The 21,172-nt window shown below is 63.7% G+C and carries 20 protein-coding genes; 8 read left to right on the top strand and 12 right to left on the bottom strand.

Annotated elements, in window-relative coordinates:
• Window positions 1–519: 519 nt before the first annotated feature.
• Entirely contained in the window at window positions 520–1,434 is a 915-nt protein-coding gene (locus V0R62_RS11055; protein WP_330103741.1) for a hypothetical protein, read from the top strand.
• 16 nt (window positions 1,435–1,450) lie between these two features.
• Window positions 1,451–1,936, top strand: a complete 486-nt coding sequence (locus V0R62_RS11050; RefSeq protein WP_330103740.1) for a hypothetical protein — start codon at window positions 1,451–1,453, stop codon at window positions 1,934–1,936.
• A 192-nt stretch (window positions 1,937–2,128) separates the two neighbouring features.
• Here the strand turns inward: V0R62_RS11050 and V0R62_RS11045 are convergent, their stop codons facing one another.
• The 4 genes from V0R62_RS11045 to V0R62_RS11030 form a co-directional block, all read right to left on the bottom strand.
• On the bottom strand, window positions 2,129–4,588 hold the full coding sequence (locus V0R62_RS11045; RefSeq protein ID WP_330103739.1) for a TonB-dependent siderophore receptor: 2,460 nt from the start codon (window positions 4,586–4,588) through the stop codon (window positions 2,129–2,131).
• 77 nt (window positions 4,589–4,665) lie between these two features.
• Window positions 4,666–5,619: a FecR family protein gene (locus tag V0R62_RS11040; protein WP_330103738.1), complete on the bottom strand. Its 954-nt coding sequence runs from the start codon at window positions 5,617–5,619 to the stop codon at window positions 4,666–4,668.
• Window positions 5,616–6,137, bottom strand: a complete 522-nt coding sequence (locus V0R62_RS11035) for a sigma-70 family RNA polymerase sigma factor (protein ID WP_330103737.1) — start codon at window positions 6,135–6,137, stop codon at window positions 5,616–5,618. Before V0R62_RS11035 ends, V0R62_RS11040 begins: the two co-directional genes overlap by 4 nt.
• Before the next feature lie 68 nt (window positions 6,138–6,205).
• Window positions 6,206–6,820, bottom strand: a complete 615-nt coding sequence (locus V0R62_RS11030) for a LysE family translocator (protein WP_330103736.1) — start codon at window positions 6,818–6,820, stop codon at window positions 6,206–6,208.
• A gap of 202 nt (window positions 6,821–7,022) precedes the next feature.
• Here V0R62_RS11030 and V0R62_RS11025 point away from each other — a divergent pair, with 202 nt between their 5' ends.
• The gene (locus V0R62_RS11025; protein ID WP_330103735.1) at window positions 7,023–7,928 is read left to right on the top strand and encodes a LysR substrate-binding domain-containing protein; all 906 of its coding nucleotides are present in this window, start codon (window positions 7,023–7,025) and stop codon (window positions 7,926–7,928) included.
• On the opposite strand, the gene V0R62_RS11020 is transcribed toward V0R62_RS11025, so the two are convergent.
• Window positions 7,868–8,452: a YcbK family protein gene (locus V0R62_RS11020; RefSeq protein ID WP_330103734.1), complete on the bottom strand. Its 585-nt coding sequence runs from the start codon at window positions 8,450–8,452 to the stop codon at window positions 7,868–7,870. The two genes, V0R62_RS11025 and V0R62_RS11020, sit on opposite strands and share 61 nt — an antisense overlap.
• A gap of 66 nt (window positions 8,453–8,518) precedes the next feature.
• Here V0R62_RS11020 and V0R62_RS11015 point away from each other — a divergent pair, with 66 nt between their 5' ends.
• Complete coding sequence (locus V0R62_RS11015; RefSeq protein WP_330103733.1) at window positions 8,519–9,682, top strand: hypothetical protein; 1,164 nt, start codon at window positions 8,519–8,521, stop codon at window positions 9,680–9,682.
• A gap of 148 nt (window positions 9,683–9,830) precedes the next feature.
• Here the strand turns inward: V0R62_RS11015 and rimI are convergent, their stop codons facing one another.
• Window positions 9,831–10,286, bottom strand: coding sequence for a ribosomal protein S18-alanine N-acetyltransferase (rimI, locus tag V0R62_RS11010; RefSeq protein WP_028691170.1), 456 nt, complete (start codon window positions 10,284–10,286; stop codon window positions 9,831–9,833).
• Window positions 10,283–11,074, bottom strand: a complete 792-nt coding sequence (locus tag V0R62_RS11005; protein ID WP_330103732.1) for an energy transducer TonB — start codon at window positions 11,072–11,074, stop codon at window positions 10,283–10,285. Before V0R62_RS11005 ends, rimI begins: the two co-directional genes overlap by 4 nt.
• 234 nt (window positions 11,075–11,308) lie before the next feature.
• On the opposite strand from V0R62_RS11005, the gene mksB reads away from it, so the two are divergent.
• The 3 genes from mksB to mksF are packed head-to-tail and all read left to right on the top strand — an operon-like array spanning window position 11,309 to window position 16,123.
• On the top strand, window positions 11,309–12,598 hold the full coding sequence (gene mksB, locus V0R62_RS11000) for an Mks condensin complex protein MksB (RefSeq protein WP_050706885.1): 1,290 nt from the start codon (window positions 11,309–11,311) through the stop codon (window positions 12,596–12,598).
• Entirely contained in the window at window positions 12,588–13,295 is a 708-nt protein-coding gene (gene mksE, locus V0R62_RS10995; RefSeq protein WP_011532174.1) for an Mks condensin complex protein MksE, read from the top strand. The genes mksB and mksE overlap by 11 nt, the downstream gene beginning before the upstream one ends.
• Window positions 13,292–16,123, top strand: a complete 2,832-nt coding sequence (mksF, locus tag V0R62_RS10990; protein ID WP_330103731.1) for an Mks condensin complex protein MksF — start codon at window positions 13,292–13,294, stop codon at window positions 16,121–16,123. Before mksE ends, mksF begins: the two co-directional genes overlap by 4 nt.
• A 129-nt stretch (window positions 16,124–16,252) precedes the next feature.
• On the opposite strand, the gene V0R62_RS10985 is transcribed toward mksF, so the two are convergent.
• The 5 genes from V0R62_RS10985 to rplU all read right to left on the bottom strand — a co-directional run bounded on the left by V0R62_RS10985 (window position 16,253) and on the right by rplU (window position 19,950).
• On the bottom strand, window positions 16,253–16,699 hold the full coding sequence (locus tag V0R62_RS10985; RefSeq protein WP_240064657.1) for a CreA family protein: 447 nt from the start codon (window positions 16,697–16,699) through the stop codon (window positions 16,253–16,255).
• 23 nt (window positions 16,700–16,722) lie between these two features.
• Complete coding sequence (gene proB / locus V0R62_RS10980) at window positions 16,723–17,841, bottom strand: glutamate 5-kinase (protein WP_330103730.1); 1,119 nt, start codon at window positions 17,839–17,841, stop codon at window positions 16,723–16,725.
• A gap of 87 nt (window positions 17,842–17,928) precedes the next feature.
• Window positions 17,929–19,152, bottom strand: a complete 1,224-nt coding sequence (gene cgtA, locus V0R62_RS10975; RefSeq protein WP_110735931.1) for an Obg family GTPase CgtA — start codon at window positions 19,150–19,152, stop codon at window positions 17,929–17,931.
• A gap of 188 nt (window positions 19,153–19,340) precedes the next feature.
• Complete coding sequence (rpmA, locus tag V0R62_RS10970) at window positions 19,341–19,598, bottom strand: 50S ribosomal protein L27 (protein WP_003247464.1); 258 nt, start codon at window positions 19,596–19,598, stop codon at window positions 19,341–19,343.
• A 37-nt stretch (window positions 19,599–19,635) separates the two neighbouring features.
• On the bottom strand, window positions 19,636–19,950 hold the full coding sequence (gene rplU, locus V0R62_RS10965) for a 50S ribosomal protein L21 (RefSeq protein WP_003247466.1): 315 nt from the start codon (window positions 19,948–19,950) through the stop codon (window positions 19,636–19,638).
• A 245-nt stretch (window positions 19,951–20,195) separates the two neighbouring features.
• On the opposite strand from rplU, the gene V0R62_RS10960 reads away from it, so the two are divergent.
• Window positions 20,196–21,164, top strand: coding sequence for a polyprenyl synthetase family protein (locus V0R62_RS10960; protein ID WP_186712958.1), 969 nt, complete (start codon window positions 20,196–20,198; stop codon window positions 21,162–21,164).
• Window positions 21,165–21,172: the final 8 nt, after the last annotated feature.

Raw genomic sequence — 21,172 nt, 5'->3', positions numbered from 1 at the left:
GTATCAAGCCCAAACGCCACGCCTTGCCCTAAGCCACCTTGGCGGGGCTGGGCTCGACATCTGAAAGTCTCGACAGGCTTCATCCAGGCATTTTCTGGGGCAAACGCCATACCGATAGCCCTGAGAATCGAGGCCATCGTTCAGCGGGCACGGTTCACTTCTAATCGCTTTAGCCGATCATACTATTTATAACGACAGGCGATACTTTCGCTTTGGCCACAACAGTGGATGATTACGACGATTTTCCATTGACCTTTTGATCTGTAAGTGCTGCGGACGGTGCGTGCCTGCATGGCTTCTTATACTGACAGCCATTAAAGCACTTAATGTTCTAAAAAATTATTCCTGATAGCAAACCTCCCCTTCCGCGTATTTGCATATCCAGGACTTTTGGTCTTTGCTCACAAGGGGGTGGCAAGTAGCCACCCCTTATAGCACGCCACGGACGGCAAGTGTCGTTGGGTTGCCCGCCGTGGACAGATCACACCAGTCCGCTGGTTAAACGGAGGGGCGCCGCACATGAAGTTGACAAATCCAGCACTTTTGCTAGTCATGCTTTTCGGTTTAAGTGGCTGTGGATACAACACACAAGCCGTCAAGGACTTCAACGAGAGCTCGGTTGGCTTTACCAAAAGCTATTCAGAGATAATGAAAAAGTCCGTCAAATGGTGCTACGAGTCGATGCTGTCTTCAGAGCTCGGCAAGACGAATTACGTTAGCGCCAGCGCAATGAAAAAAAATATTGATGGCGAATGCGAAGCTTTTGCAGCCAATGTCAAAACTGCCGAAGCAAGCGCGGTGGTCATTAACACTTACGCTGCAGCCCTGTCTGCATTGGTTGGTGTGTCCCCTCAATTCCTGGCTGATGACGCAAAGAACCTTAAAGATGCAGCCTTGACAATCAAGGGGGCAGATGGAAATCAGGTACTGAACAAAGAGGATGCCGAAGCCTTCGAGCAATTGACAAAGCTTCTCTCGGAAATGATCACTACCGCTGCTATTAAAGACAAGGCAACGAATTTAATGCGCGACAACTATGCGGCCGTCAACAGACAAGTAGACACCATGCTCGCCGTTGCTGATGTGGCCAGCACTGAAGTAGCAAACGCCGCCAGTGTTTCCAACACCGCGCTCGTGTCCAACATCGATTTTGTCGGGGCACGCAAAGGCGAAAAAAACAAAAACCTGAGCAATGAGCAGGCGCTAATTTACCGATACCTTGCGTATATCATGGCGCAGCAGCATCCTGATCAAAAAGAGGTTGATGATGCCTTGGCGAAGTTCAAGGCCGCTGGAGAGGCACTGAAAAAAGCGAATATAAATCTTGAGCAGAAATTCTCTACACTGTCTAAAAAAGACCAGTTGCAGTCTATCAATGATTTTGCAAACAAGGTCGAGACGCTTAGAGACTCCATTCACGCAATGAATAAATAAATCAACAGGTGCAGCGATGGCTAACGAAAGCAATGTACAAGACCTCTTTGGTGCCGAAGAAGCGCTAGTCTCTGCGGTTCGGCAACTGCTCGCCCAGCTTGTGCTTCAGCTCAGGAATGAAGAAGACCAGGATGTAAGGGACAAAATAAACAATCAGATTGGCGAGCTTAATCCGTTATACATAAGACTCAGCGGAAAAGGCATTGCTATAATTGCCGCACAATCTAAAAATGATGTCGAGAACATCAAGGCCGTCAGCGCTGATGTTCAGCGTTTCATTTTCAAAATCAAAAAAGTAGAGAAAATGGTCGCCGTCACAACAAGCCTCATCAAATTCGTTGTCGTCTGCCTTGGGGACACAACTGACCCTCTGTCAATTTACGATGCGGGCAAGGGCGTGTATGAGGCAATGAATGAGACTATTGAGAAGGAAGGCAAGAAGGGTGCACACGCTGCCATCGAGCCGATGAGCGCCATGGTTCCGTCATTGATTAGCGGCTAAGGCAGGAATTAGTCTACTCTCAATACCTAGGCCAATGGATGCAATCTCGTCCACAAAGTCCCCGCCCCGGCGGGGACTTCGCAGTAAGGCTAATGCACGTCGCTCACCTTCAGCATGCCCCGGTGACGGAAACCATGCGGGTCAAATATCGGTGAAGGGAGGTTTGCCGACGATTCTCATAGACTCAACACCTCAGAACCGGGTCCGCAAGGTCAGGTTGAAATTGCGCGGCTCGCCGTAGAAATTCCAGTAGTTGTCGTTGCCGGTGGTCTGGATGTACTTCTTGTCGAAGACGTTGTCCAGGTTGTACTGCAGCTCCATGTTCGGGCTGATCTCGTAGACCGCATGCAGGTTGGTCAGGGTGTATGGCTTCTGTTCGATCTTGAACGTGTCCGACACTTCGGCGTCGGTGTAGGTCATCTTGCTTTGCGCATGGAAGCTGCCCCCCACCCGCACATGGTTGAAATTGCCCGGCAGGCGGTAGTCCGTGGCAATCTTCAACAGATGACGCGGCGCGGACGCCGAGAAATCCTCACCCTTCTGCGCCCCGGCAATGTACTTGGACTGGGTATAGGTGTACCCCGCCGACAGGTTCCAGCCCGGCAGCAGCTCACCAGCCAACTCCAGATCGATACCACGGTTGCGCACCTTGTCGGATGAGGCATAGCAACCATTGGGCAGCGCCGGGCACAGGGTCTCGGCCTCGCTGTCGCTCAGCGCCTCCGGCCTGCCGGTCTGGTCCGCCTGGAACAGGGCGATCGCGGTGGTCACCCGCTTTTCGAGAAACTCGCCCTTCAGCCCGATCTCATAGTTGCTGCCAGTCATGGGCTTGAGGATCCTGCCATCGGTTCCGAGATTGTCCTGAGGCTTGAAGATCTCGGTGTAGCTGGCGTACGCCGACCAGTTTTCATCGAGGTCCTGGATCAAGCCGGCATAGGGCGTGACCTCTCGGTTGGCGCTGTACTCACCTTCGATCTTGCGGGTGACATGGGTCAGGCTCTGGGTCTTGAACCAGCTGACCCGGCTACCGAGGATCAGGCGGGTCGAATCGGTAAGCGAGAAGCGGCCAGCGGCATAGATCCCCTCTTGCTCCTGGGTCTTGTTGTACTTCCACTTGTTGACGGCCAGCCCCGTGGGCCTGGGCGGATTGAAGGCATCCAGGTCGTTCATGTCGAACAGGTAGCTGTAACCGACGTCATTGCCGCCGTGGTAGTCAAAGTCGTCCTTGCGCACATTGCTGCCCAGCACCAGCTCGTGCTGACGGCCCAGCAGCTGGAACGGCCCGGTCAGGTAGGTATCGACACTGGTCTGCGTATCGTTGTAGCGAAAGTGCCGGGGTTGCAGGCTGAAACGGTCTTCGCTGCCATCCACGCGCGTGGTGAAGTTGCCGAGAAAGTCCGACTTGGCCCAGGTCTGGCTGGCGGCGACCACCAGCTTCCAGTCGTTGCCCAACTGACGCTGCACATCGCCGAAGAGCGTGGTGTTGCGCTTGTCCAGATGATTCCACTTGCCGGTCAGCGAGGTCGAACGCGAAATAGGGTAGAACTCGCCGTTGGGGCGGGTGGGCAATCCGGACCAGTCGTAACCCGAGTTGCGCTCCTTCTGGTAGGTGAAGCCGAGTGTCACCAGGGTATCGGCGCTCAGGTCCGCCTCGAACACGCTGTAGAACAGCTGGTTTTCTTTCTGCGCGGTGTCCAGGTAGCTGTTGGCATTGTTGTAGCTGAGGACCGTGCGATTACGCAGCGTGCCCTCGCCATTGAGCGGGGACGAGACATCGAGCATGCCTTTGTAGTCATCCCAGGATCCGGCCGACACTTCGGCCAGTGCCTGGGCCTCGCGGGTCGGGCGCTTGCGCACCAGGTTGATCGACGCGGAGGGATTGCCCGCCCCTTCCATCAGGCCCGTCGCGCCGCGGACGATTTCCACGCGGTCGTAGATGTCGGTGGTGGGCTTGGAGATGGCGTCCATCGAGTAGGCGTTGCTGATGTTGGTGGGGATGCCATCGATCTGCAGCGTGTCGATCAACTGCCCCCGCGCCGAGTACATCGAACGCTCGCCACCGTTTTTCATGATGGTGATGCCCGTCGCCCCTTGCAGTACATCGTCCAGGGTCTTCATGTTCTGGTCGTCCATGCGCTGGCGGGTGACCACGGTGACCGACTGCGGCGTCTCGCGCAGGCTCAGGTTGAGCTTGGTGGCGCTGCTGGTCGTGCCAGTGGTGTACGAACCGGTCCCTTCGGTGGTGCTGCCCAGCGCCTGGCTGTTGATGGTGGTGGCCCCCAGCTCAAGCGCCCCTGGGCTGCCGGCCACGGCGACCAGCACGTAACCATCGGCACTCCACTGAGCCTGCAGGCCCTGACCGTGCAACAGGGCGGCGAAACCTTCCTGCACACCGTAGCTGCCCTGCAAGCCCGCACTGCGCTTGCCTGCCACCTGCGCGGCGTCGAACGAGATCGCTACCCCGGCCTGGCGGGCGAACTGGCTCAGGACATCGCCCAGCGCGCCGGCAGCGATGTCGTAGCGCTGCAACTGCTGCTGGGCCATGACCGCCGGGGCAAGGCTCAGGGGCAGCCCGGCGACCACCAGGTGCAGGCCGATGGTCAGGGCGTTGCGGGGCTTGAAGGGGATGCGCGCGCGCAAGGATGACAGCATATTCCCGAATCTCCGATGTGTTGGCTAAGAGCAAGGACGCACGGGATTCGAGAACTGGAAGCAGATGGAAATGATTTTTATCTGACCTCGGCGGCAGGACGCGGTGAAACCCGGGTAATCCACGGCGTGTAGTGCTCGACCTTGATCGGCAGGCTCCGCGCCAGCAGGCGCAAGGCACGCTCGCTGTCATCGGCCGGCAGCACCGCAGTCACCTTCATCCCCGCCAGGGACTGGCGGTCGAACAGCAGGTAGCCGCCGTGGTTGCGCGCCAGGCGCTGCAACACTTCGGCCAGCGGTTGCTCGCGCACCAGCAACTGGTGATGGGCCCAGGCCTGCTCGACGCCCGCGCCATCGATGGCCTCGGGCACACCCGGCCCGGCGGCATCGAACTGCACTTGCTGCCCCGCCTTCAGCACCAGCCGCTGGCCGGCACTGTCGACCTCGGTGCTCGACTCGAGCATCGCCAGGCGCGTGCGCTCGGACAGGCGCTCGACCACGAAACGCGTCCCCAGCGCCCGCACGCTGCCATGCTCGGTGACGACCCGGAACGGCCGCCCCGGGTCCTTGGCCACGTCTACCAGGATCTCGCCCCGCACCAGGTGCAGCGTGCGGACGTTGCCATCGAACTGCACATCCACCGCCGAGCGACCGTCCAGTTTCAACAGGCTGCCGTCGGGCAGTATCTGGCTGCTCCATTCGCCGCTGCCGGTCCGGATATCGGCCAGCAGGTAGGCTGCCGGAAAATGCTGCAGCAACAGCCCCAGCGGTACCAGCAGCACCACCGCCAAGGCCAGTACCCGGGCCACGCCACCTACCCGGCGCTGGCGCTTGAGCGCGCCGAGGGCCGCACGGGCCGGTGCCTGCTGCAACACCTGTAGCGGCGCCAACGAGCCTTGCAACTGCTGGACGGCCTCAAGGTGCTCCGGATCGGCGGCAAGCCAGTCGCGAAAGGCTTCACGCTCATGGGCGCTGGGCTGATCGTCCAAGCGCACCAGCCATTCGGCCGCCGCCTGCAAGGTCTGCGCTTTCACAGACAGTCCTGCGCCGCAGCGTGGCAGAGCAGCAGGGCCTGCACCAGATAGCTCTGCACGCTCTTGGTCGAGACCTGCAGACGCTCGGCGATCTCGGCGTGGGGCAACCCTTCCAGGTGACGCAGGACGAACGCCTGGCGCACCCGTGGCGCCATCTTCGACAGCGCCCGATCGATCTGCTCCAGGGCCTGCAGCGCCGCCATCACCTGCTCCGGCGAGGGGGCCTGTTCCAGGTGTTCCACATGCAACGCCAGGGCTTCGCGGTAGGCCTGCTCGAGCTTGTGCCGACGACCACGGTCGATCAGCAGTCGCCGCGCCACGGTGGCGAGAAACGCCCTTGGCTCACGCGGCGCCACGTAACGGCCGGTGGCGAGAACGCGCACGAAGGTGTCCTGGGCCATGTCCGCCGCGTGCTGGGGGCACTCCAGACGTCGCCGCAACCACACCAGCAGCCAGCCGTGGTAGCCCTTGTACAGGGCATCCAGGCTGTCAGCGGGAGCGGGTGGGGTTGATTTCATCGGCACGGCTGCGTAAATGGGAATTATTCCATGTTAATCGGCTGGCCTCGCCTCATGCAATCGCTGCCTCAGCGCGCGCCTGACACCATCACCGCCAAGCCCAGCCCGATCAACGCCACGCCAATGACCCGATCGACCACCACCTGCCGCTCGATCATCGCCCGACGCAGCAGGTGATTGGAGAAAAACACCGCCACCAGGCTGAACCACACCCAGTGAGCGAACGACATGAACGCACCATAGGCGAAGTCCAGCGCCAGCGGGCTGCCGGGCTGCACCACCTGGGTGTAGGCGCTGACCACGAAAAGCATGGTCTTGGGGTTCAGCGCGTTGGTCAGAAAGCCCGTGCGCAGGGCGCTCGCCACGCTGGCCTCGCTGTGCGCCAGGCCGTCGAGGCTTATGCGCGTGGTGTTGGTCAGCGATTTATAGCCCAGGTACACCAGGTAGCCCGCCCCCACCACCTTCATGGCCAGGAACAGGGTCGGGCTCTGGCTGATGATCACGGCGATGCCGAGCACGGTGTACAGCACATGCACCTGCACGCCCAGGGCAATGCCTACCGCAGCGGCGAGGCCGGCCTTGCGGCCCTGTGCATAACTGCTGCGGGTGACCATGGCGAAGTCCGCGCCGGGGCTGATGACGGCCAGGAGGGTGAAGAGGGCGACGGCGATGAGTTCGTTCACGGACAGGTATCCTCGATGAAAATTCACGGAAGATGGGATTATCCGGTTGCCTTGAACGAGTAAAAATCGATTTATAGTGAGGTTAATCTGCTAGTTTTACTCACATATCTTCATAAATTTTACCGGCCTCATCGCGGGACAAGCCCGCTCCTACAGCGGTATCCATCGTTCCTGTAGCGATAGCGCCGGAACAGGCCAGCACATGAAACTGCCTCCCCTCACCGCCTTTCGCTACTTCGACATCGCCGCCCGCACCGAAAGCTTCGTGCGCGCCGCCGAGCACCTGCATGTCACCCACGGCGCCGTCAGCCGCCAGGTGCGCCTGCTGGAGGAAAGCCTCGGCGTGGAGCTGTTCGAACGACGCAACCGAGCGATCTTCCTCACCCGCGCCGGGCGCGACCTGCAGGCCACCACCCAGGCGATCTTCGAACAGCTGGAAGGCGCCGTGCAGCGCCTGCACCAGCAAACCCACGACAACGTGCTGGTGGTGTCCTGCGAGCCGACCATCGCCATGCGCTGGCTGATCCCGCGCCTGCCGCGCTTCCATGCCCGGCACCCTGACCTGCAACTGCACCTGGTGGCAGCCGGCGGCCCGGTGGACTTCGCCCGCGGCGGCATCGACCTGGCCCTGCGCCGCGATGACTTCCACTGGGACCGCCAGCTGCACAGCCTGAAGATCTGCGATGAATGGATCGGCCCGGTCGCCACGCCGGATCTCAAGGGCCAACGCCTGCTGCACAGCGCCACACGCCCCGATGCCTGGGCCACCTGGCTGCGCTTGAGCGGCCAGGGCATCCAGCACACGACGCGCAGCGACTTCGAGCACTTCTACCTGTCGATCCAGGCCGCCAGCGCAGGCATGGGAATGGCCATCGCCTCGGCGCTGATGGTCCGTGACGAACTGGACAACGGTCAGCTACAGGCGCCGTACGGCTTCCTGCGCGATGGCTCCGGCTACCACCTGCTCAGCCCGCAGCCGCTGGATGACGGCAGCAAGCGCCAGCGCTTCGCGCAGTGGGTCGGCGACGAGTGTCGGGCCTGCCTGGCTCACCTGGGCTTGCTGCAGAACGACGAGCCGGCCCCGCCTTCACCGCCCCAGGTGCGATAGCCAGCCGTGTCGATATGGATGCGCCCCGAGGGGTAGCGGCCAAGCCCCATGTTCCAGGCCTGGCCGTGCTGCTGCCAGAAGCGACACAGCGGGCTAGGGTCGGCCCAGCCTGGCAGCAGCAGGTCGACGGCGAAGGCGCGCATGTGCGCGCTGCTTGGCGCGCCGCCGGCACAGGCATTGAGCCGGGGATCGCGGTAGGCCGACACCACTTCGAACTGACGCAGGATGCCCTGCCGATCCAGGGTCTGGATCAAGGCCAGCGTCGAGCGTACCGCCGGCCAATGGCTCGCCGGCGGCACCGCAAAGGGCGAGGCCTGGCACAGGCGCCAGTCCGAGGCCGAGCGTAGCAACTGGTGGATCGGCACCACGCCATACAGCCGGGCGTCCACCAGCATTTCACGAAATCGGCGGTTCTCGTGATCGCCGGCCCACTGGGCGAACATCCACACATCGCGTTCATCGGCCTGGACCGCACCCAGCCCGACCAGCGCGCTAGCCAATAGCCATATCCTGGCGCTTTTCATTCCCCCTCCTCTTCGTCCACCATGGGCGCGCCCGCCGTCCCGGCGGCCACTGACAAGGAGTTAAGCATGCACAAGATTGCTCTATCGGGCCTGGCCGCCCTCGCCTTCAGCGGCCTGGCCATGGCCGACGCGCAGATCGACCTGGGCGATGCCCAACGGGTCACCCGCTTGTTCGCCTACCCCAACAACTGCAACGTGATCTGCTACCGCGACTGGACACTCGAGAAGACCGTCGAGCACTACCTCACCCAGAGCGTGCAGCGCGATGGCTACGCCAACGCCAAGGTCACGGTGAACCGCGACAACGACAAGCTGCACGCCAGCATCACCGGCGTGCCGGCCAGCTATACCGAGCCCTTGCGCAAGCTGCTCGACAGCGGCGAGCTGGCCTACCAGGGCGCCACCCGCCTCAACCAGAAAGGCGGCTGGGACTACAGCTGGTACCTGTTCCTGCCCCTGGGTATGGCCCTGGAGAACCGCCGCAGCGTCGAGCTGCTGCACTTCCCGCCGGACTACTCGCTGACCCGCTACCAGGACTACCTGAAGTCCAACACCACCGACCGCTGGGCGCAGCTGCTGACCTTCAACGGCGTCGAGGCCACCCAGACCCCGGCCTACCAGACCATCGTCGACATCGCCCCGATCGCCGCGCCGGCCAGCGCGGGCAAGGACCTGGAAGGGGTCTACAGCTACTTCAACGACTACCAGGTACGGATGGTCAAGGAAGTGGCCCTCACCCACGACGGCAAGGCCGCCCTGCCAATGGTCGCCTTCGGCGCGCCGGTGCGCGCGTGGATCCAGCAGCAGTACGGGCCGAAGGTCAACGTATTGGGGCTGGTCAGCATCGCGCCGGCGCCGGACAGCGCCAAGGTGCCCGTGCTCGGCGCCAACCACCCGAGCGCGATCTGGTACGCGGCCGACCCGAAAAGCTACGACGGCGACCAGGACAAGGCCGACGCCGCGGGCCTGAAGATGATGGGCCAGGACCTCTCCGCCGCTTGCTGGCAGGCCGGCATGGGCCGCAACCCGCAGGCCGACGCCAAGCTCACCCTGCAGGCCTGCACCAGCAAGTGGCAGGTGACCCAGAAGAAGCAGACCTGCGAGCTGTTCTACCGCACCATCCGCGACATGACGCCGGAACAGGCAGCGGCCAAGTGCAACACCGGACCGGTGACGCGCAGCCTGCGGGATCTGCGCAAGCCGATCGAAGTGGAACACCCGGAGATCTGAGCCGACTGCTTACGCGCCCCCTCTAGGAGCGGCCTCGTGCCGCGAAAGGGCCGCCAAGCGGCCCCAGGATTTCAGTGTTCGCAGCAAAATGCCAGGGCCGCTTTGCGGCCCTTTCGCGACACAAGGCCGCTCCTACAGGGGACAGTGTTCAGTCTTCGAGCAACGTACAGGCCATCACCAACGCGTCTTCCCGCCCACCCGCCACCGGGTAGTAGTCACGGCGCCGGCCAATCTCGTTGAACCCATAGCGCTCATACAGGCGATAGGCCGACTGGTTGCTGGCGCGCACCTCGAGGAAACACTCGCGGCCATTGAGCTGGTAGGCCCGCGCCATCAGGTGCTCGAGCAGGCGCAGGCCCAGCCCACAGCCCTGGTTCTCCGGCTTGACGGTGATGTTGAGCAGGTGCGCCTCGTCGATGATCACGTTGATCACGCCATGGCCGACCTGCTGCTGGCCAACGAACATCAACCACACTTCGTAGGATTTCAGCGCATCCTGGAAGATGCCACGGGTCCAGGGGTGGCTGAAGGCGGCATATTCGATTTTAAGCAGGGCATCCAGATCCGCCTCGGTTGCCGGGCGGAAACTGATCGAGTCACTCATTCAACGCTCTTCCAGCGCGCCATCAGCCGGCGCATGGCTTTCCAGACGTCCGCCTTGCGTTGCGGCTCGTCCATCAACAGTTCAAGGCCGGGCAAGGCCCAGGCGTTGCCGAGCAGGTCGACCTCGAGTTCTTGGTAATAGGCTTCGGCATCGGCCTGGCCGGCGAAGCGGATGGCCGGCAGGCCGAGCAGCCACAGGCAGGTGCACGGTGATTCCTCAAGGCGCGCGGCGATAAAGCCCTGGACGAAGTCGCGGGCGGCGTCCGGGCCCTGGTCCATGTTGCCGCGCATCAGCAGCGGCCAGCGCACCGGCTCGCCGATGATCTGCGGGGCATCCGGCAGGCCCGCGGCGCGCAGCATGTCCTTGAGCAGCAGGTACGACGGGTCGCGGCTCTGGAACGGCTGGCCGGTGGCCAGCTCGACCAGCAGCAGGCAACTGCCGGCGCGCAGCAACTGCAGGGCGAAGCGTGGTGGCGGCACCGGCGCCGGGCGTGGCGCGGGGGCCTCCTGCTCGGCCTCGACCGGCTTGGCGGCAGGTTTCGGCGCGCTACCCGGGCGCGGAATTTCGATCTTCGGCCGCTCGGCGCGTGCCTGGGGGGCCACCGGGGTGGCGCTCGGCGCAGGCACGGGGGCGGCCGGACGCACCTCGAAGTCGACGTCCTCGACCGGCGCCACCGGCAACAGCAGCTCCGGCCGCGACGGGGCGGCGAACGGCAGTTCGGCGCGCGGCAGCCAATGCACCACTTGCATGGCGGACAGGTAGGCGCGACGGCGGGACTCGATCAGCAAGGCGCGGGTATCCGGGGATAGACGAAACAGTCGGGCATTCTAACCCCGTTGCCCAGGATGCGCCGCAACAGATTGTCAGCCCTCGCGGGGCAAGACCGCTCCCACGCGCCCCGGTGGGCCGGTGAATCCCCCTTTGAGCCTCAGGGTTATCCCCATAACAGACCAAGGGGTGAAATCCTCCCCCCCGGATGCAGTACAATCGCCCCTTTTATTTGGCAACGAGTCGACCCGCCAATGATCGAACCCAAGCGCGTCCTGCGCGCCCTAGCCGAACACTGGGCCCTGATCGAGCCGCTGTGCGAGCGCTTCGACCAGGGCACCCTGAGCCTGGTCGAGCTGCGCCAGCAGCTGGCCCGCCAGCAAGTGGAAAGCACCCCGCAGGACATCACCCAGCTGCTCGACGTGTGGATCCGCCTGGACATCCTGGTCCCGGTGGCCAAGAGCCCGAACCGTTTCGAGCTCAACGCGCAGATCCACGACTTCCTCGCCTACCTGCGCCGCGAACACCGGCTGGGCCTGTGCCTGGAGATCGAGGCGTATCTGCGCCACCTGGAACGCCTGGCCGGGCATATCCAGGACGCCTTCGACAACCGCGACAGCGACGACCTGGCGCGCCAGCTGCGCCTGCTCGACATGCGCGTGCGCGATGTCCTGAAGAAGCTCGACAACGACGAGCAGGCGCTGGTGGCCGTGGCCGAACGGGCCAAGACCAGCAACCGGCAGATCCCCCTGCGCCAGCGCTACGCCGAAGTACTGGCGACCTGGGACGAGTACGTCGAGCCGATGATCCAGCTGGTCAACGCCGACGGCGCCTTCGAGCAGGGCGTGCGCAAGGTCGAGACCGTGCTGCTGCGCCTTTTGGGCGAGCAGGCGCGCCTGGGCCATCTGGTCGACGACGACATGCTGCTGCGCACCCACGCGCGCATCCTCGAGATGCAGACCAGCGCCCAGCTGACCCTGCGTCACGCCCGCGAACTGCTGCTGCCGCTACGCGAAGAAGCGCGCCGGCACAATGCCGTGACCCGTGGCGCCGCCCTGGCCTTGTCGGTGATCCGCAAGAAGGGCATCGACGCCGTGCCGCAGGCGGCTATGCCGCTGTTCACCCGCCCGCAGAGCACCTTCCTCGGCAGCGCCAGCCAGGTCGAGGCCTACGTCTATGCGCTGGCCCGCTTCGAGCCCAAGCCTGCGCGCTTCCCCAAGGCGCACAAGACGCAAAAGGGCCCGCTGCCCCGCGCCCCGCGCACGGTCAAGGAAATGCTCGAACGCTGCGAGGACGCCCTGCCGCTGCCGGACCTGATGGTCTGGCTGCTGGAGCAGGAGCCCGAAGGCGCCACCGACGAGCTGCTGTACTGGTTCTCGCGCCTGTCGCGCGAGAAGCGCTTCAGCCGCGAGCGCCTCGATCGCCAGCAATACCTCACCCGCGAACACCTGGTCAGCCTGCGCTCCTTCGCCCTGACTTCCAGCCGCGACAACAAGCCGGCGACCCCGACCGAATCCACCGCGAGCCCCGTCCATGCATCTTGATCTTTCCGAACTGTCCCAGCTCGCGCCGATCTTCCGCGAGCTGTTCAAGGGCTTCCACATCAGCCGCCGCGACCCGGAGCTGTACGCCCAGCTGTCGAACTTCCAGGACCAGTACCGCACCCTGTTCAAGGCCCTCGGTTTCGAGCTGGTCTGCGACACCCGCGGCTTCTACTACTTCGTCCCCGAGCAGGCCGCCGCGCAGGTCAACAAGACCGCCCAGCGCCTGTCGCTGTTCACCTTCATCCTGGTCGAGCACCTGGCCGACCAGGGCCGCGACCCGATGGCAGTGCTCGACGGCGGCAGCATCGGCCGCGACGAACTGCCGTCGCTGCTGGACAAGTACCGCGACCTGTTCCTGCAGGCCGAAGTGCAGACCGTCGACGAGCTCGAAGAAAAGATCATGCGCCGCATGACCCAGCTGGGCTTCGCCTTCGAAGAGGGCGGCATCTACCGCTTCATGCCGCCGATGCACCGTTTCCTCGACGTATGCCTGTCGGTCCAGCAGGACCGCGACCTGGCCGCCACCCTGCACAGCGACCTGCCGCTGCCGGTGCCCGTGCTGGTGGTGGAAGAAACCCCCGAGGAACTCAACCGCACCGACGACCCGCTCGACCTCACCCCGTTCGACGGCGAGGAAAGCGAAGAGGACGCCCTGGCCCGGGCGATCCGCGAAGAGCAACAGGAGATTGACGCATGAGCCAGGAACGCTACGGCATCCGCCGCTTCGCACTGCTCAACACCGCTGGCTACAGCCTTGGCCTGTTCCCCCTGGAACACCCGCTGTCGGTCTATGGCGCCAACAACCTGGGTAAATCGGCGTCGATCAACGCCCTTCAGTTCCCGATCCTGGCGCGCATGTCCGACATGAGCTTCGGCAAGTACAGCCTGGAGCAGTCGCGCCGCTTCTACTTTGCCACCGACACCAGCTACATCCTCACCGAACTGAACCTGCCCCACGGCCCGCACGTGATCGGCGTGGTCGGCCGCGGCCCGGGCGGCGGCTTCGGCCACCAGTTCTTCGCCTACCAGGGCGAGCTGGACCTGGCCCACTACCAGAAAGACGACACCTGCCTGCGTCAGAAGGAACTGTTCACCAACCTCGAGCGCCATGGCCTGAAAGCCTACGAGCTCAAGCCGGACGAACTGCGCCGGCTGCTGGTCGGCGGCCACACCTCGGTGCCGCTGGACCTGACCCTGATCCCGCTGCGCTCGACCAGTGAGCAGAGTCTGAAGACCTTCCGCGCGCTGTTCATCAACCTGCTGCACATGCGCGAGATCACCGCCGCCAAGCTCAAGCAGCTGTTCCTCGACGCCTTCGAGCACAGCCTGCGCTCGGGCAGCGTCGACTACATCGCCGCCTGCGAAGAGGCCTTCCGCGACGTACGCCGCATGGAGGGCGACTACAACGCCCTGGTAGCCGCAGGTCCCTTGGTCGAGGCCCTGGCCGGCGGCGTGGCCCAGCGCGACATCCTGCGCGGCAAGCTGCACCGCATCTCGCCCTTGCTCGACAACCTGCTGGGCACCTGGCAGGAATACGCCATGGCGCGCAAGGAAGAGCTGGTGATCCAGTCCGAGCACTACCGTGGCGAGCAGGACCGCCTGCAGAACGACCAGCGCGGCGGCACCCAGGAGCTGATGCGCCTGGAGCGCGAGATCACCGGTATCCAGCGTTGGCTGGGTGAGCTGTCAGTGCTCAAGCACCGCTTCGCCCTGGTCACCGACGTCAAGGTGCTGGAACAGCAACTGCTGGCGGCCAAGGACGCCCACGACGAACTGGCCGGTGCCCTGGCCCAGTCGCGGCAGTTCTCCGCCGAGGACCTCGACGAGCGCGTGCGTGACCTGGAAAAACGCGTGAAGGCGGTCAAGCAGCAGCTCGACCACGCCGACAACAACAGCTATGCCCGCCTGCGCGAGGAGTTCTCGCAGCAGGACGTCGACCGCCTGATGCGCCTGTTCAACGGCGCGCTGTTCAGCCTGCCGCTGGGCGACCGCGGCATCGAGCTGGATGAAAGCGACGTCTGGGTGAAGACCCTCGAAGGCGTGCTCGACCGCTTCAAGGGCGAGCGTTTCGAAGTGCCGGGCCTGTCCATCGACATCTCGCACATCGACCCGCCCGCGCTGCAGGCCCTGGCCGACCGCGCCGCCCTGCGCGACCAGAAGGAGCGCCTGGAAAAAGAGCTCAAGCAGCTCAAGACCCAGCAGGCCGTGGCCCTCGACCGCGCCGCCAGCAAGGCGCAGACCGAGGCCCTGTACCAGCAGGTGCTGGATGCGCAGAAGGCCCTGGAAGACTTCCGCCGCACCGAGACCCTGGCCGCCGAAGAGCCGGAGAAGATGGAGCAACTGGGCCAGCTGGAAGCTGCCCAGGACGAACTCAAGCGCTCCAGCGACGCCTTCACCGAGCGCGTCCAGCAGCTGTCGGCAAAGCTGCAGCTGGTGGGTCGGCAGATTGCCGACCTGGAAGCCAAGCAGCGCACCCTGGAAGACGCCCTGCGTCGTCGCCAGTTGCTGCCGGCCGACCTGCCGTTCGGCACGCCGTTCATGGAAGCCATCGACGACTCCATGGACAACCTGCTGCCGCTGCTCAACGACTACCAGGACAGCTGGCAGGCGCTGCAGCGCGTGGACAACCAGATCGAGGCGCTGTACGCCCAGGTGCGCCTGAAAGGCGTGGCAAAGTTCGACAGCGAAGACGACATGGAGCGCCGTCTGCAGCTGCTGATCAACGCCTACTCGCACCGCACCGAGGAAGCGCTGACCCTGGCCAAGGCCCGCCGCGCCGCGGTCACCGACATCGCCCGGACCCTGCGCAACATCCGCAGCGACTACGACAGCCTCGAGCACCAGCTGGCGCTGTTCAACCGCGAGATCAACAAACGCCAGGTGTCGAACCTGGAGAGCTTCCGCGTGGTGCTGGCACCGAACAAGGAAGCACTCAAGCACATCGACCAGATCATCCACAGCGCCGGCCAGTACGAGGAGGGCGAAACGCTGTCGGTGTTCGACCTGACGCAAAGCGCCGAGCAGGATCACAAGAACGAAGAGGCCAAGGAGTACCTGGCGCGGCTGGTGGCGGCTAACCACAACCAGCTGGGCCTGAAGGACCTGTTCGAGCTGGCCTTCGAGATCACCAAGATCAACAGCCAGCCGGTGATCCACGCCGACATCGACGGCGCCGCGTCCAACGGCACTACCATGACCATCAAGGCGCTGACCAACATGTACCTGTTGCTGCACCTGATGGACCGTGACCTGGCCGGGCGCATTCGCCTGCCGTACTACCTCGACGAGGCGGCGGACATCGACGAACGCAACCAGGCGGCGTTGCTGGAGACCAGCCAGCAGCTGGGCTTCGTACCGATCCTGGCGAGCGTGAAGCCGCAGGTGTCGGCGCGGGTGGCGATCGACCTGGAAGGTGGTAGCGGGCCGAACGGCATCTACATCGACGAGGCGGACTGGAAGTACATCAGCCGTCGCGACGAGGTGAAGGCGATCGTGCGTGAGGATGAGGCCGAGGAACTGGCCTGATTCGGTGTATTGGGGCCGCTTTGCGGCCCTTTCGCGGCACAAGGCCGCTCCTACAAGGGGTACGCATAACCCTGTAGGAGCGGCCTTGTGCCGCGAAAGGAGGCCAAAGGCCTCCCAAAAATCGGGAAGTTACTGCTGAGCCCAAGGCACAATCGGAATCGCCGTCACCGCATTCTGCGGGCTGCCTTCGATCACCCGGTCGCTGTACACCAGGTACACCAGTGTATTGCGCTTCTTGTCGAGAAAACGCACCACCTGCATGGTCTTGAACACTAGCGAGGTGCGCTCCTTGAACACCTCCTCGCCATCCTTCAAGTCACCCTTGAAGTGGATCGGCCCGACCTGGCGGCAGGCAATCGACGCCTCGGCCCGGTCCTCCGCCAAACCCAACCCACCCTTGATGCCGCCGGTCTTGGCCCGCGACAGGTAGCAAGTCACGCCGTCGACCTTCGGATCATCGAACGCCTCGACCACGATGCGGTCATTCGGCCCGACGAACTTGAACACGGTGGACACCTGGCCGATCTCCTCGGCCCCGGCCAGCATCGGCAGCATCAGCGCCGCCACGGCAAACATCCTTTTCAGCACGGTGATCTCCTTCAGACCAGGACCAGGTTGTCGCGGTGCACCAGCTCAGGTTCGGCGCTGTAGCCCAGCAGGCTCTCGATGGCATCGGATGGCTGGCCGATGATCTTCTGCGCCTCCAGGGCGCTGTAGTTGGCCAGGCCACGGGCCACTTCCAGGCCGTCAGGGCCGACGCAGACCACCATCTCGCCGCGACGGAAGCTGCCCTGCACGGTCTTCACGCCCACCGGCAACAGGCTCTTGTTCGATTCGCGCAAGGCCTTCACGGCGCCGTCGTCGAGTACCAGGGTGCCACGGGTCTGCAGGTGGCCGGCCAGCCACTGCTTGCGCGCGGCGAGCATGCCGCGCTCGGGCGACAGCAGGGTGCCGAGGCGCTCGCCGGTCTTCAGGCGATCCAGCACGCGTTCGATACGGCCACCGATGATGATGGTGTGGGCACCGGAACGGGCGGCCAGGCGCGCGGCGCGCAGCTTGGTCTGCATGCCGCCGCGGCCCAGGGCGCCACCGGTACCGCCGGCCACGGCGTCCAGCGACGGGTCGTCGGCACGGGCTTCGTAGATCAGCTGGGCTTCGGGGTTGTTGCGCGGGTCGGCGTCGAACATGCCGTCGCGGTCGGTGAGGATCACCAGCAGGTCGGCTTCCACCAGGTTGGCCACCAGGGCGGCCAGGGTGTCGTTGTCGCCGAAGCGGATCTCGTCGGTGACCACGGTGTCGTTCTCGTTGATCACCGGGACCACGCCCAGGTCGACCAGGGTGCGCAGGGTGCTGCGGGCATTGAGGTAGCGCTTGCGGTCGGAGAGGTCGTCGTGGGTCAGCAAGATTTGCGCGGTGTGCTTGCCGTGCTCGCCGAAGCTCGACTCCCAGGCCTGCACCAGGCGCATCTGGCCGATCGAGGCGGCGGCCTGCAGCTCGTTCATCGCGCTCGGTCGCGAGGTCCAGCCCAGCTGGCTCATGCCGGCGGCCACGGCCCCGGAGGAGACCAGCACCAGTTCCACGCCCGCTTCACGCAGGGCCACCATCTGCTCGACCCATACCGCCATGGCGCCGCGGTCGAGGCCCTTGCCATCGGCGGTCAGCAGCGCGCTGCCGATCTTCACGACCCAGCGCTTGGCGCCAGTCACCTTGCTTCGCATCTTCTCTTCCAACCTATGTCGAATCTGTAGATACCTTGGATACAAAAACGCCGCTCCAGAGAGCGGCGTTTAGTGTATAGCAACCGATCAGTCGCGCACGTAAATGATTTCCGGGCCGTCTTCGTCGTCCTCGAAATCATCCCAGTCGTCATCGTCGCCGATGTCGTGCACGCTCTTGACGCCGGTACGGCGCAGGGTACGGGCGTCGTCCAGGGCCTGCAGCTGGGCGCGGGCCTCGTCTTCGATGCGCTGGTCGAGCTCGGCCAGTTCCTCGGCGTAGGCCGGGTCGTTGGCCAGGCGGTCGGCGCGGTCCTCGAGGTAGCGCATCAGGTCGTGGCTGAGCTTCTCGGTGCCCTGCTTGGCGATGGCCGAGATCACGTAGACCGGGCCATCCCAGTTCAGACGCTCGACCACTTCCTTGACGCGCTCATCCTTCTCGTCGTCCATGATCATGTCGGCCTTGTTCAGCACCAGCCAGCGCTCACGATCGACCAGCGCCGGGCTGAACTGCGCCAGCTCGTTGATGATGATCTCGGCGGCATCGGCCGGGCTGCTGCCGTCCAGCGGCGCCAGGTCGACCAGGTGCAGCAGCACGCGGGTACGCGCCAGGTGCTTGAGGAAGCGGATACCCAGGCCGGCACCTTCAGAGGCGCCTTCGATCAGGCCGGGGATGTCGGCGATGACGAAGCTCTTCCAGCGGTCGACGCTGACCACGCCCAGGTTCGGCACCAGGGTAGTGAACGGGTAGTCGGCGACTTTCGGCTTGGCGGCCGAGACCGAGCGGATGAAGGTGCTCTTGCCAGCGTTCGGCAGGCCCAGCAGGCCGACGTCGGCCAGGACCTTCATTTCCATCTTCAGGTCGCGCTGATCGCCGGGCTTGCCCGGGGTGGTCTGGCGCGGTGCACGGTTGGTGCTGGACTTGAAGCGGGTGTTGCCCAGGCCGTGCCAGCCGCCCTGGGCGACCATCAGCTTCTGGCCCGGGGTGATCAGGTCACCGATGACTTCCTGGGTAGCTGCGTCGATCACGGTGGTGCCCACCGGCACGCGCAGGAACAGGTCATCGCCCTTCTTGCCGGTGCAGTCGGTGCTGCCGCCGTTGGAGCCGCGCTGGGCCTCGTGGTGACGGGTGTAGCGATAGTCGACGAGAGTGTTGAGGTTCTCGTCGGCCACCATGTACACCGAACCGCCGTCGCCACCGTCACCGCCGTTGGGGCCGCCGTTCTCGATGAATTTCTCGCGGCGGAAGCTCATGCAACCGTTGCCGCCGTCACCGGCCTTAACCCGGATCGATACTTCGTCTACAAACTTCATTCAAAACCGCCTCTCGTCGGATGACGAGTCGAAAACCAGAAAACCATGAGGCTCTTGCGAAGATGAGCGCGGCGGCCCCGTACGAACCAGAAACCAACGCCGGCAGCCCATTCAAACAGCTTTGCAAGAGGCTCACCACAAACGAAAAAGCCCCGTCGCATGACGGGGCTTCTGGAGCGACGTCGCGATTAAGCGGCGACGATGCTCACGTAACGGCGCATGAACTCGCCTTTCTTCTCGAACTTGATCACGCCTTCGATCTTGGCGAACAGGGTGTGATCCTTGCCCATGCCAACGCCGTAGCCAGCGTGGAATTCGGTGCCGCGCTGACGGACGATGATGTTGCCCGGCTTGATCACCTGGCCGCCATACATCTTCACGCCAAGGCGTTTAGATTCTGAGTCGCGACCGTTACGAGTACTACCACCAGCCTTCTTGTGAGCCATGGTTCAATTCTCCAATAAATTCAGGGGATCGGGGCGATTAAGCCTGGATACCGGTGATTTTGATTTCGGTGAACCACTGGCGGTGGCCCATGCGCTTCATGTGGTGCTTACGACGACGGAACTTGATGATGCGAACCTTGTCGTGGCGGCCTTGCGAAACGACTTCGGCCACTACTTTAGCGCCAGCAACAACTGGAGCGCCGATGGTGACTTCTTCACCGTTGGCGACCAGCAGAACGCGATCGAAGGTCACGGATTCGCCAGTGGCGACTTCCAGTTTTTCGATCTTGAGGAATTCACCTTCAGCGACTTTGTACTGCTTGCCGCCGGTAACGATTACTGCGTAAGACATGGTATTTCTCCGATAATCCTGCTCACCCAGCGCTTTATATGATGAGTATTGGCTGGCATGGCTGCACAGGGCTGGAACGGCCCGGTGCAATTGCGTAAGGCAGGTGCTGCCCAGGAAAGTTAGGGTGCGCGATTGTACGCAACCCTATAAATGCTTGCAAGTGCCGGCCCGGGGGCACGGGCAGCGCGCCTTGACACACCGGTACCTGCGACCTAGCATGCCGCGCAACCTCAATGGAGCAGCCGATGCAACCCCAATCCTTCTACCGCGCGGTAGCTGACGATTTCAGCGCCGTCGACGAGATCATCAAGAAGCAGCTGACCTCGCGCGTCCCGCTGGTATCGAAGATCGGTGACTATATCACGTCCGCCGGCGGCAAGCGCCTGCGCCCCCTGCTGGTGCTGCTGTGCGGCAAGGCCCTGGGTCGCGAAGGCGACGACCTGCGCCTGCTGGCGGCGACAATCGAGTTCCTGCACACCGCCACCCTGCTGCACGACGACGTGGTCGACATGTCCGGCATGCGCCGTGGCCGCTCCACTGCCAACGCCCTGTGGGGCAACGCGCCGAGCGTGCTGGTGGGCGACTTCCTCTATTCGCGCTCGTTCGAGATGATGGTCGAGCTGGGCTCGATGCCGGTCATGCAGATCCTGTCCAAGGCCACCCGGGTGATCGCCGAGGGTGAAGTGCTGCAGCTGTCGCGGGTGCGCGACGCCAGCACCACCGAAGAAGTGTACATGGACGTCATCCGCGGCAAGACCGCGATGCTGTTCGAGGCCTCGACCCACAGCGCCGCCGCGCTGGCCGGCGCCACCGACGAGCAGCGCGAAGCCCTGCGCACCTTCGGCGACCACCTGGGCGTGGCCTTCCAGCTGGTCGACGACCTGCTGGACTACAAGGGCGACTCCGAGACCCTGGGCAAGAACGTCGGCGACGACCTGGCCGAAGGCAAGCCGACCCTGCCGCTGATCTACACCATGCGCGAAGGCACCCCGGAGCAGGCCGCGCTGGTGCGCCAGGCGATCCAGAAGGGTGGTCTGGAAGACCTGGAGCAGATCCGCATCGCCGTCGAGGCGTCCGGTGCCCTGGACTACACCGCGCAGATGGCCCGCGACTACGTCGCCCGCGCCATCGCCTGCCTGGAAGTGCTGCCGGCCAGCGAGTACCGGGATGCCCTGGTCGAGCTGAGCGAGTTCGCGGTCGCGCGTACCCACTGATTCATCGC

The sequence above is a fragment of the Pseudomonas carassii genome, from assembly GCF_036324045.1.
Lineage (GTDB): Bacteria > Pseudomonadota > Gammaproteobacteria > Pseudomonadales > Pseudomonadaceae > Aquipseudomonas > Aquipseudomonas peradeniyensis.
Note: the sequence above shows the minus strand (reverse complement) of the source record. Positions and strands in the feature narration are given on the sequence as shown.